8 protein-coding genes and 1 pseudogene are annotated in these 12,202 nt (G+C 39.6%); 4 read left to right on the forward strand and 5 right to left on the reverse strand.

Annotated elements, in window-relative coordinates; genetic code table 11:
• Window positions 1–35 precede the first annotated feature (35 nt).
• The gene (gene ruvA, locus BUC12_RS03280) at window positions 36–614 is read right to left on the reverse strand and encodes a Holliday junction branch migration protein RuvA (RefSeq protein WP_062175793.1); all 579 of its coding nucleotides are present in this window, start codon (window positions 612–614) and stop codon (window positions 36–38) included.
• Between the two features lie 324 nt (window positions 615–938).
• On the opposite strand from ruvA, the gene BUC12_RS03285 reads away from it, so the two are divergent.
• From BUC12_RS03285 to BUC12_RS03300, 4 genes are all read left to right on the forward strand, one after another.
• The gene (locus tag BUC12_RS03285; RefSeq protein ID WP_062175794.1) at window positions 939–3,092 is read left to right on the forward strand and encodes a M3 family metallopeptidase; all 2,154 of its coding nucleotides are present in this window, start codon (window positions 939–941) and stop codon (window positions 3,090–3,092) included.
• A 777-nt stretch (window positions 3,093–3,869) separates the two neighbouring features.
• Window positions 3,870–5,096 carry a site-specific integrase gene (locus tag BUC12_RS03290; protein ID WP_062175796.1) on the forward strand — a complete coding sequence of 409 codons (1,227 nt, stop codon included), beginning with the start codon at window positions 3,870–3,872 and terminating at the stop codon, window positions 5,094–5,096.
• Window positions 5,097–5,145: 49 nt separating this feature from the next.
• Entirely contained in the window at window positions 5,146–6,432 is a 1,287-nt protein-coding gene (locus BUC12_RS03295; RefSeq protein ID WP_062175798.1) for a site-specific integrase, read from the forward strand.
• Complete coding sequence (locus BUC12_RS03300) at window positions 6,429–6,824, forward strand: hypothetical protein (protein WP_062175800.1); 396 nt, start codon at window positions 6,429–6,431, stop codon at window positions 6,822–6,824. The genes BUC12_RS03295 and BUC12_RS03300 overlap by 4 nt, the downstream gene beginning before the upstream one ends.
• Window positions 6,825–6,975: 151 nt before the next feature.
• Here BUC12_RS03300 and BUC12_RS03305 read toward each other — a convergent pair whose 3' ends face one another.
• The 4 genes and pseudogenes from BUC12_RS03305 to BUC12_RS03320 form a co-directional block, all read right to left on the reverse strand.
• Window positions 6,976–10,656, reverse strand: coding sequence for an AAA domain-containing protein (locus tag BUC12_RS03305; protein ID WP_062175801.1), 3,681 nt, complete (start codon window positions 10,654–10,656; stop codon window positions 6,976–6,978).
• A gap of 266 nt (window positions 10,657–10,922) precedes the next feature.
• Window positions 10,923–11,231 carry a helix-turn-helix domain-containing protein gene (locus BUC12_RS03310; protein ID WP_062175803.1) on the reverse strand — a complete coding sequence of 103 codons (309 nt, stop codon included), beginning with the start codon at window positions 11,229–11,231 and terminating at the stop codon, window positions 10,923–10,925.
• Window positions 11,232–11,275: 44 nt separating this feature from the next.
• Window positions 11,276–11,551, reverse strand: coding sequence for a helix-turn-helix domain-containing protein (locus BUC12_RS03315; protein WP_062175805.1), 276 nt, complete (start codon window positions 11,549–11,551; stop codon window positions 11,276–11,278).
• 45 nt (window positions 11,552–11,596) lie between these two features.
• Window positions 11,597–12,202, reverse strand: a pseudogene (locus tag BUC12_RS03320) (DNA methylase); the annotation flags it as partial.

Raw genomic sequence — 12,202 nt, forward strand, 5'->3', positions numbered from 1 at the left:
AGATTTCCCCGATTTTTACGTCCAGATCAAAAATTTTATAAAATCTTTAATGCAGCTTTGATGATTTGTTCTATGCTACTGTCAGGTTTCTCCTTCAATATTCGGGCAACAGCTTTTTGAGATGGCACCTGGGCAAAGCCTAACATCACTAATGCGGCGATCGATTCACTTGCAGTTTCGCTGCTTATTCCGGTATCCAGACTTCCTTCACCGGAAACCTTTATTTTATCTTTCAGGTCTACAATAATACGTTGTGCAGTCTTCAGGCCTATACCTTTTACCGTTTTTAGCATATCCACATTGCCTGTAGAGATCACAAGTTCGAGTTCGGGTATGGTCATAGACGAAAGAATCATACGGGCGGTGCTTGCTCCTATCCCCGAGACGCTTATTAAGTATATAAATAAATCACGCTCTTGCTTGTTGATAAATCCGAACAATTGATGTGCATCCTCACGAATAGATTCGTGTATAAATAACTTTTCGTTTTTCTTATGCTCTAACGCTGAGTAAGTATTCAACGAAATGCTGATAAAATAACCTATTCCGCCTGTTTCGAGAGTAACAGATGCCGGCGTTAGTTCTGTAATCTCCCCTTTTATATAATCAATCATAATAAAGAAATGTAAATAACAGTAATTACTTTTATGAGCCAGTTTCGAAACATAACAAACTGTTGTTATTATGCTTAATGAAATAATAAAAAGGCCTGTGACCTAAATAATCAGCCAATATACTTATTCTTTTGGCAATAAGCTCTTTTAGAGTGGATGTATTTTTATCCCAAACGATGCAAAAATAACTTTAATATTGCTTTAAATCAAACGTTCTTCCGATGAATTATCGGATTTATTTGTAGTTGTACACAAAAAAGAAGAACTTTGCGGCTAATTGGTACACTTTTTGACAATATTACTAACTTATTATCATAGTTTTTTATGAGAAAAAGCTTTATCTTAATTTTATTATTATCGATTATGACTGTAAATATACATTCACAAAATCCATTTTTCTCCGAATATAAAACCCCTCATGGTACACCTCCTTTTGATAAAATCAAGAACGAGCATTATGAGCCGGCTTTCGAAAAAGGAATGGAAGAACATAATACGGAGATAGATCGTATTATAAATAACCCCGAGGCTCCTACATTTGCCAATACGATCGAAGCATACGAAAAATCGGGAGAGTTATTATCGCAGGTAAGTAATGTGTTCTTTAACTTGCTGAGCGCCGAGAGCAATGACGAAATGATGGAAATATCTCAACGTGTATCTCCCAAATTATCAGATCATGGCAATAATATCAGCCTGAACGAAACTTTGTTTGCCAGAGTAAAGGCTGTTTATGATCAACGGAATAATTTAGGACTGAATCCTGAACAAATCCGGTTAACGGAAAAAATATACGAAGGTTTCGAGAATAAAGGTGTGACTTTATCAGCTAAAGATAAAGAAACATACAGGGCTTTATCTAGCGAGTTAAGCAAGTTGACTTTGAACTTCGGGCAGAATGCGCTTAAAGAAAGCAATAAGTTTGAAATGCTTTTGACAGACGAGTCAGAGTTGGCAGGCCTTCCGCAAAGCGTTCGCGATGCGGCACAGGTTAAAGCTAAAGCCAAAGGCAAAGAGGGTTGGATGTTCGACCTGTCTGCACCTAGTTATATTGCATTTATGAAATACTCGGAAAGACGCGACTTACGTGAAAAGCTTTATCTGGCTTATAATACGAAGTGTGTTGCCGGTGGTGAATTCGATAATCAGGAGAATGTACGCCAAATAGCTAATATCCGTATGAAAATTGCGCAGCTGATGGGGTATCCTGATTATGCAACATTCTCGTTGCGAAATAAGATGGCAAAGAATAAAGAAGGTGTCTACAATTTATTGAACAACTTATATGATGCTTTTGAAGAAAGAGCAAAAGAAGATGTAGCAGATGTTCAGAAATTCGCATCTAAATATGAAGGTAAAGAAGTTATCCTTCAACCTTGGGATTGGGCTTATTATTCAGAGAAGCTCCAAAATGAGAAATATGACCTGAACGACGAAATGGTTCGTCCTTATTTCGAATTGGAGAATGTGAAGAAAGGCGTATTTGGTTTGGCAACAGATTTATATGGTGTGACATTCAAAAAGAATACCGAGATACCTGTTTACCATTCAGAAGTAGAAGCCTTTGATGTATTTGATGCTAACGGACAATATTTAGCAGTGTTGTTCACGGATTTTCATCCACGTGACGGAAAACGTCAGGGTGCTTGGATGACCGAATATAAAGGACAGTATAAAGTAAATGGAGTAGACTCTCGTCCGCACGTTTCTATTGTGATGAATTTTACCCGTCCGACTGAAACAGAACCTGCATTACTGACATTTGACGAGGTTGAAACTTTCTTGCATGAATTTGGTCATGCATTACATGGAATGCTTACCGCATGTAATTACGAAACATTATCGGGTACAAATGTTGCCCGCGACTTTGTTGAACTGCCTTCTCAGGTGATGGAAAACTGGTTGACTGAAAAAGAATATCTGGATCGTTTTGCAAAGCATTATAAAACAGGAGAAGCTATTCCTGCCGCACTCGTACAAAAAATGATCGATGCTTCGAATTTCAACGCCGGATATCTGTCCTATCGTCAGCTTTCGTTCGGATATCTGGATATGGCATGGCATACTTTACAAACTCCATACGAAGGAGATGTAAAAGACTTCGAACGCAAAGCTATGGCTACTACTGCACTGCTTCCCGTAGCGGATGGCGCAAATATGTCGACTGCATTCGGACATATCTTCTCAGGAGGATATGCTGCCGGATATTATAGCTATAAGTGGTCTGAGGTATTAGATGCAGATGCTTTTGCAGCATTCAAGAAAGATGGAATCTTCAATAAAGAAACAGCGGAAGCTTTCCGTAAAAATGTATTGGAGAAAGGGAATACCGAAGACCCGATGGCATTGTATGTGAAGTTCAGAGGACAAGAACCTACCATAGATGCACTATTGGAAAGAAGTGGAGTGAAGAAAAAACAAACACCTCCCGATGCAAAGAAAGTAGTAGATGGAGTGGAAAAAGACAAGACTAAATAATTGTATATTTCTTGCTGGGATAAAGATAAAAGGGGAGCCATGGCTCCCCTTTTTCTTGTTACATAATGCGAACCTGTAGTTGAAAGGTTCATTTAATAATACCTGTTTTATGTTGTGCTGCTTGCGTTCTAATGAATAAAGAATGTAAGGGTATAATGAATAATTAGCAGTAGGAGGGCTACTCCACCCAAAAGTAGGCATAATCCTTGTGATTATCCGGCTATAGTAATCTCCTTATTATATCAGGGATATGTCTCTATTTTCGATTATAGGTACGTGTTATTTTTATCTATATACAAAGAGGGTTCTTTGGAATATTGAAAACGATAAAAATGAAAACTAAAAAAGGGTGAATAAAAAAAGAGAAAAAGATGTCACTTTTGTCACCTTTGTCACGTTGTTTAAGGATAATTGCTTGATCTCAGGCAGAATAAAAAGGTAACAAAGGTAACACCTATTTGCCGATTAATAAAATTTAATATTATCAATCAGTCAATCAGTAGATAAGGTATCAGGTTGCGTTATTCTTCCTCATTCAAAAAAGCAGGAAAAAGCGCCTTTTAGCAGTCTTTCCGTTACCAGTTCGTTACCTGTTTTTTATAACGAAATCCGCTGCTAAAGATAGTAAAACGACAGTGATTTGGGGGTAAAAAGGCAAAGTTATTTCGTTTTTGGCAATCAAATTTAGCAGTGAGGCTTTGTTGTCCCTGCCTGCTTTATATTTCACAGGATCAGACAGCTCATAAACAGTAATTTCAAAAAACTAAAAATGAGCCTATGAAACAGGAACTAAAGGTTTTGTTCTACCTGAAAAAGAACCATGTAAAAAAGAATGGACTTTGCCCGGTGATGGGACGCATCCAAACCGGCAGGGGCATGTCGGTATTCAGCCTGAAAACAGACGCCGATCCCGGACTGTGGGATACCAAGGCAGGACGGATGAGCGGAAAAAGCAAATTGGCCCGGGATGTCAACCGCGCCATCGACCACATCAACCTGATCATCCATATCCGTTACAGGGAACTTGCCGGAATCCACAGGGAAGTAGATGCCGGTGACCTGAAAAATGCAGTCCAGGGTATTGCTTCGGCACAGGACACAATCCTGAACTTGTTCACAAAGATGAATGAGGGAATCGCCCGGCGTACAGGAATTGACTACAGCCGGGCCGGTTATGAACAGTATCGCTTCGCTTATAAAGCGCAGGAACAGTTTATACGTCAAAAACTTAAACTGAACGATATTCCACTCAAAGCATTGACTTTTTCTTATATCGAGGACTACTACGATTATTTGCGTGTAGACCGTAAGTTATCAACCGGCACGAGCAACTCTTACCTGATTTACTTCCGGAAAGTCATACGCAATGCAGTCAATGACGGGATTTTATCCCGTGACCCCTTTGATGGTTTTGAAATGGAGAAAGCTGATATTGTCCATAAAACACTGACAAAAGAAGAACTGGACAGGTTTATGCAGGCAGTACCTGAAAACGGACGGCAGGAAAAGTCAAAAGACGTTTTCCTCTTCGGGACATTCACGGGGCTTTCGTATATAGACATGAAACACCTGAACTGCGATGATATAAAAACAATGGGAGACGGCAGCAGGTGGATTGTAGCCAAACGGCAAAAGACGGGCGTTGAATACCGTGTCAGGCTCCTGGCTGTCCCCCTTGCCATTATCGACAAATACAGGGGAGTTATGACAGACGGGCGGGTACTTGATGTGCCGGATAAAATGGTAGTACACAGGGGCATTAACGCCATTGCAAAACGATGTGGTTTCGACAGGGGAATAGGAGTCCACATGAGCCGGCACTCGTTCGCCAGTATCGTTACGCTTTCCGAAGGTGTCCCTATTGAAACAGTCAGCCGCATGCTCGGCCATAAATACATCAAAACAACCCAGCGATATGCTGAACTGTCTATCGACAAGATCAGGGAGGATATGCAGCTGCTGTCGAAACAAATAGCAGGAAAATTTACCTTAACCATGCTCTAACAGGCATTTGAATAGTTTATTAACTGAACCGATAAAAAAACAATCAACTATGCGCAGTACATTCAATATATTGTTTTACATCAACAAACAGAAAATCAGGAAGAACGGGAAATGCCCTGTCATGTGCAGGATTACCGTAGACGGGAAAATAGCGCAGTTCAGTATAAAAGAGGAAGTCTCACCTTCCTTATGGTCTGTAGAGGAGGGACGCTCTTCAGGAAAGGAGAAACCGGATAAGGCTCTCAATCAAAAACTGGAGACCTGTCGCAATGAACTAAAAAAGCATTACCACAGGCTGATTGAGAAAGAGTCGTGCGTAACAGCCGAACGGTTGAAGAATGCTTTTCTTGGCGGGGAATCACAAGTCCCGATGCTTTTGGCTGGCTTCAAGGCGCATAATGAAGAATATATCAAAAGTGTCGGTATCACCAAGTCGAGGGGTAGCTATGATGGGTATGACCAGGCTTATAAAGCTTTAGGGAAATTCATCACCCAAAAATATGGACTGGAAGATATTGCCTTCGATGATTTGCAGCCTTCGTTTATACAAGACTTTGAATTCTTCCTGAAAGTCGGTCTTGGATATGCCCCTTCTACCGTGTTCAATGTAGTTATGAAATTGAAGCGTATGGTTCGCAAAGCCATCAACCGGGGGATTATCCGTAAAAATCCGTTTGCTTCCTTTCCATGCAGTCCCGGAGATACCACCCGCAAGTGGCTGTCCAAAACAGATTTGGATACAATCCTGAATGCAACGCAAAAGGATAAAGATGTGGAATACATACGCCTCATGTTTATTTTCGCTGCATTTACAGGATTGTCGTTCAGCGATTTACAGAACCTGCGGAATAAGGACATCTCCACCGATGGCAAAGGCATGGTGTGGATACGCATCAGGAGGCAGAAAACGGGAACACAGGCTGTTGTGCCTTTGTTGGAGATACCGCTTGCCATCTACAACAAATATAGAAACGCTGATATGAATGCAAAAGCGAAGGTTTTTTCTGTACCAAATTATTCTTTAGCACGTATATACCTGGAAAAGCTGAGGGTGGCAATCAAACTGGATGTTTTAAAATTCCACATGAGCAGGCATTCATTCTCGACTACCGTTTGCCTGTCGAACGGTATCCCTATCGAGACGCTCAGCCGTATGCTGGGGCATAAGAATTTAAATACGACACAGATCTATGCCAAGATAACCCATCAGAAAGTAGAGGAAGACATGCAGGCACTGGAAAAACGCCTGGGAAACAAATACATGCTTCCCGGGACACAGGTAAAAACAGGTACGGACACAAATACGGTTAATGAACTAAAACAGGAGGCTATATGAAAGATAAGGGAAAATTATCCATAGAACCGGACTATAACAATAAACCGGGGGTTGTATTCCAGCCTGTAAATTCGACGGTATGGCTTCGAAAAGCGGAATTGCCGGAGTTGTTCGGTGTCAGCATCCAAAAGGTAAATACCTGTCTGGATGCAGTACTTAAAGAAAATATCATTGATGTGGAAGAATCCTGTAAATATGAGTTATATGTCAACAGAAAACACATCAGATATGATATACGGGAAGTGAATCTGGTTGTGATTATAGCAATGGCTTTCCGTATTGATTCATACAATGCAAAAATACTCAGGCAGTGGTTTGTCGGGCGATGTGTTTATCCGGGCAGTAATATTCCGGCTCCATTATCTGGAACGGCTGGTTTTTGTTTGAATTAATCCCGGCTCTGTATATTACAAAAATACCCGAATGGATGTTGCCATTCGGGTATTTTTTATTCTTCGCTGTTGTTGTCAATGATCCGGAATTTACTGTTCCGGCTTCCATGCGTCATAGTTATTTCCAATATTATTTAAACATCAGTCTCTTTCATACTAATTGCATCAGAATGTTTTCGATTTCATCCTTAGCACTTTCACTCTGATACACGATGGAATGTTCTGTGTTGCAATACAGGCCTCCTCTTTGTGCACTAAACCAATTGAAAGAGCCGATACACATCGTATCGTTATCCTTTATAACAACTTTACTGTGGATATTATTTTTGACTTTTACGTCAACGCCCAGTTCATTTAGTTTGTTCAAGGTTAAATCAAATTCCTCTTCTTTTTTCTTATCGGGTTTATTTTGAGTATAAGTATTGAATTTTTCATCCGTATATATGGTAACCTTCGTATTCCCGGATAGTAATTTGTCATATCCGTTTTTCTCAATGGTAGAATAAATGATCCACGGAGAAATAATAACTATTCTTCGGGCAGCTTCACTGAATACTTTTTTCAGGAACTCATCATGTTCTTCATAATTCGTGAGAATCTGAGGGAAATGTTCTTTAGACACCAGATCATCCCTTACAAATACCCTTGAATATTGATACTCGTATGATAGTCCATTAATCTCATTTTCAAACAGGTATCTTGCCAATATGCCGGTCAGGGATACGGATTGCCTGTTAAATAGCGACATATCGCCAAAAACCAAAAAACTGTCTTTCGCCCGTGATACGGAAACGTTCAGCATACTTCTGTCATTATCAATAAAACTACCTTTATTGTGCCTGGAATAGGCCGGGGAGAACAATACGACTTTTCTTTCCGCACCTTGCAACGAATGAACTGTTCCTACGGTTATCTGAGAAAGCTCTTCTTTTATACTTTTATCTTTGGACTCCTTTAAATACTCTGTTATTTTTCGGGACTGTTCCCTGAAAGGTGTTACTACTGCAACGATGTCCTTTATCTCATCTCCATTATATGCCTCTCTCAGTTTTTTATAATTGCTGATGATCCAGCCCGCTATTACTTTAGCTTCCAGTTCATTTTGCTTACTCCCTGAAACATTCATGCATTTACCCTCAATGTTTAGATAGCCCATTGAGGGAAGGATGGCATCTTTCATAACTTCACCGCGCATAGGCTTGAGGACTCCTTTGTAACATAATTCGTTACAGAATGCTATGATATTATCGTAACACCTTCTGTGCTCATATAAATATAAACCTCTTTCCAATTTCTTTTCAGGATAATATTTTGACCTGTTTTGTGAGATTTTCATCACACTGCCTCCATCTGAGGCAATTCCTTTTGCTTGTAATTCTTTGTAGGCCTCGTCTATTTTATCTGTCCCCTGATTTTTTGAAATCAGATTTGCCTTATGGAGATTCCCGATATCAATACTTTTGGTCAGTTTGCTTATCGGAGGAATTTGCTTGGTATCCCCGATAACCAGCGCATTCTTAGCTAAAGAGAATCCGGCCCCTGCTACTTCGGGAGATACCTGTCCTGCTTCATCGACTATCAACAGATCGATAAAGTCATATAAATAATCTACCTTATTCAGATTATCATGAATTTTCCTTGAAAAAGAAAAGTAATTGGGCAGCATGTAAGAGGTCATTACAGCACATGGTGTAATTTTCATTCTCCTGCGCCAGTTATTTTCACATATATTTTTATACTTCCAGTGGGTATTATTCAGATGCCCTTTCTCGAGCAGTTTTTCCATCTCGAGCAACCATTGCCCCTCCCAATAATGGGTGGCTACCAGAAACATTTCAAACCTTATTTTGGTATCCGCTTTTTTGTCAATTTCTATAAACGCTAAATTCGGGTCCGTATTATTTTCTAATTTATTAAGCGCATGAGTATAATCATTCAATGCCTCCTTGAATGAGTCATGTTTTTGGATGTTGGCAAGGATAATCGCTTCTTTATCGTTTACTTTATCGATAAATCTTCCGGCATCCAGATTATCTATATCAAAATGTTTGGAAAAACCGTTCCCTTTGGCAAATACCTTTGCTTTCAGATTACGCTTTTTTCTGACAAATGGAAGAAATGACAATGCGGATAGAAAAAGACTTTCTGACGCTAAATATCTCTCCCACTTGTCTTTAATTCCTTCTATATCTTTTTGGTGTTCATCGAGTGTTTCACCAATATCTGTTACAGCATCTTTGTTTTTATAGTCAATCTCTAAAATCTCACTAATCTGTGTCCCTGACTTGTGGTAATTTTCATAAGTCTTTTCGATATCTGTCAATAAAGACCTTTTTTCCAGCAATAATTTATGCAATCTTCGAACCGACTCTTCAACCGTTATATTTTTGTTGTGAAAAGCCTTTTCTGATTTTTCTAAAAAAGATTGTTTTGCTTTGACATAAAAATCCTCCGTTTCCATCTCTTTTACGGCATCCTCTGTGAGGTAGCCTTTATCCCTGGCTTCAGCTGAACGCATACTCGATACGAAATAACTTCCAAAGCTGTTTACCTCGTCAATCCACCTGCCTGCAAAATCGCCTTCTCCTTCAGAGAAATCTTTGGCAAAAGCATCTATTATATTGGTTACAGCCTGATTGTTTGTAGAATTGGCTATAATTACCGGTGGGTCTGTTTCTTTTACGGCATTCTCCACCCATAAACAGGTAACTACCGAAAGCAGCATCGTTGTTTTTCCTGTACCGGGAGGACCGTTTACAGGCAGTATTTCTCCCCGTTGCGCACCCAGCAGGGCAGAAACAGCGGTTCGTTGCGCATCGGCTAAAGGATGTTTATTGTTATTGTGTCCTAACCTTTTGGAGAAGAAATTGTTAGAGCCTATTACCGGTATTTCGCTTCCTTCTTCAACTGTTGTATAATTTCTAAAAAGGCTCAGATCCGGATTCTCGTCACGCGTATAAATATCTTCATAAACAGCGGTGATTTTTGAAGAAATATCCAATTCGCCATTGGTAAAATAAGCGGAATTTGTTTTTTCATAATGGTTGAATACTTCTTTAGATTCAATAACGTTATCTAAAAGATTATCAATGTATCTTAAATAATCATTCCATTTTGTAATATACGGTTCGATAGCTTTATTAAATTCCGGGTCACCGGCCAATACATCTTCAATAGTTTTCTCCCATTCACCATTATATCTGCTGACAATGTCAAGAAACTTCCTTTTTGCATTTTTCTTTCCAAGTAGCAATTTGACTAATTTTTTATGATCTTCTTCAGCTTGTTTGCCATCGATAACCGACTCTTCCAATAAATGGGCGACTAATCCTTTTGTATACCCGGATTCAATGCTTTCCGAATAATATTTCTCCCATTCGGAAGTTTCAGAGAATTCAAATGCGGGGATATCATTTTTGGTTACAAACGAATCATAATCATCCATATTGCCTATGAAAAAATCCTCTTTGTCCAAAGGAAGCAATAAATCCCTCGGAATAACCGGTTTATCGGTAGGATAGATAAAACCATACTCAGAAACCTGAACTTTGAAAATTACAGGGAAAAGTATTTCCGGTCGGTAATCTTTTTCATATTTATTGTGGCTGGTGACCTTCTTGAATGAAAATGGAATATATGAGGTTTCAACAGTGTTGTCTTCCGATGAAAATAAACGTTGGAGTACATTTTTACTATTTACTCTAAAGAATGCGTTTTTGTCATTCAGCAGAAAGTTTTTTGCTAAATCGGACGACTTATATTTTCCCTGTGAAAACTGTTTGTCGACGAGAGAATCCCTCCAGTATTTAGTAATCTTTTTGTAATGTTCCATTTCTTTGCATTCAAAGGTATTTTGTGATTTACCCCCAAATTTAACAAATATCTAAATAACAGAAAGAATAAACCCACAGGTATTTCAAATCATCGATAGATAAAGACACAGGCTACCAACGGGAACCGGTGTTTCGGCTCCATTATTGGGAACGGCAGATTTTGTCTGGATTGAAGCCGGATTCGTTTATCACATAAAAAATACCCGAATGGCAAATGTTCATTCGGGTATTTTTATTCTTAGCTGTCGCTGTCAATGGTCCGGAATTACCTCTTCTGCTTCCATACGTCATAATAATTGTTTTCCAGCATTCTGAGGATATCGGACATTTTGTACCGGATTTTGCCTTCCAGTTTATAGAAGGCGATTAGCCGCTTGTCCCGGTAATCCTGGAGAGTACGGGGACTAATTTTCAATAGCCTGCACACCTCCTTGTTCCCCAGAAAGGATTCGTCTGACAAGCTATGCTTATGGGTATCCACATAGCCGGAAATATCTTCATTTATTTTTTCAAAATCGTGGAATAAATCGAGTATCTCGGAAGACCTGTAATTTAAAATATCATGTACATCCATATCTGTTAGTCTTTTATAAGTTTAAATATTATCTATCTCTTCTTTTAACCCATTTCTGTCCTGTTCTTCTCAATAAAGCATTCCACATCCTTTATCTTGTAGTAGCACTTGTGCCCCACCTGCGAATAAGGGATTAGTCCCTTGTCCCGGTAGGTTTGCAGTGTCCTGAGCGACACGCCCAGCAGGCGGCAGACCTCTTCGTTGTTGTACCATATTTCACTCACTGGCTTTGGTCTTAATTTGGCGGTCCGGCTCAACAGGGCTTTTATACATTGCCTGAGTTGCTCATAAACCTTGCCTTCTATCATTTTTACTTCCATATTTTGCTGCTTATTATATTCTACAATCTGTTTTTTTTACTTGCTTTACAATTTAAAGCCTTTGGGTTTTACCGGTTGTGACTCTTGCCGGAATCCCGTATCAGGGCTGGCGATAATAATTCTGCCGGGATTGGCCTCCACTATGTCTTTGATAGACATAGGCTGTCCGGAACGAATACCGGAGGGTTCTTCCCGGATGTTTGCGGTAGGCGCCGAAACAGATACTTCCGGTTTCATATCCTTCTCCCCCTGAACATTCGTCGCTTGCGCTTGTCCCTGGTTTTTGTCCTTATTCTCCAATGAGAGGTTGATCTGCCTGCTGAGTGAATCCAACTGCGACTTAAGCTCTTTTAGTTCCGGTTCCTTCTTCCATACCGAATCCATTACCTCTCTGAGTACAGGCAGATCTTTTTCCAGCTTTTGATTGTCCGATTGGTATTTCTCAATATGAGCAGGAATCCTTTCCAATGCTTTCAGGAAGTTAACTGATGCCAATATTGGGTCTGTCGCAATATGCCCGTTGTTATAGGAGTATTTGATATTACCCTCTCCCTCAATAAAGAAACGGTTGTCTTTAAACATCGAGCCTTCTTTTTGGCTTTCCTCCGTTTTGACAAGTATTTTAAAACCATAGAGTTCCCCAATCTTAAA

Origin of the sequence: Indolivaga macrotermitis, assembly GCF_900128985.1 — a bacterium.
Classification (GTDB): Bacteria; Bacteroidota; Bacteroidia; order Bacteroidales; family Dysgonomonadaceae; genus Dysgonomonas_A; species Dysgonomonas_A macrotermitis.

Excerpts from the sequence above, each read along its gene's own strand:
- ruvA (WP_062175793.1), bottom strand. The coding sequence starts at position 614 with ATGATTGATTATATAAAAGGGGAGATTACAGAACTAACGCCGGCATCT.
- BUC12_RS03285 (WP_062175794.1), top strand. The coding sequence starts at position 939 with ATGAGAAAAAGCTTTATCTTAATTTTATTATTATCGATTATGACTGTA.
- BUC12_RS03290 (WP_062175796.1), top strand. The coding sequence starts at position 3,870 with ATGAAACAGGAACTAAAGGTTTTGTTCTACCTGAAAAAGAACCATGTA.
- BUC12_RS03295 (WP_062175798.1), top strand. The coding sequence starts at position 5,146 with ATGCGCAGTACATTCAATATATTGTTTTACATCAACAAACAGAAAATC.
- BUC12_RS03300 (WP_062175800.1), top strand. The coding sequence starts at position 6,429 with ATGAAAGATAAGGGAAAATTATCCATAGAACCGGACTATAACAATAAA.
- BUC12_RS03305 (WP_062175801.1), bottom strand. The coding sequence starts at position 10,656 with ATGGAACATTACAAAAAGATTACTAAATACTGGAGGGATTCTCTCGTC.
- BUC12_RS03310 (WP_062175803.1), bottom strand. The coding sequence starts at position 11,231 with ATGGATGTACATGATATTTTAAATTACAGGTCTTCCGAGATACTCGAT.
- BUC12_RS03315 (WP_062175805.1), bottom strand. The coding sequence starts at position 11,551 with ATGGAAGTAAAAATGATAGAAGGCAAGGTTTATGAGCAACTCAGGCAA.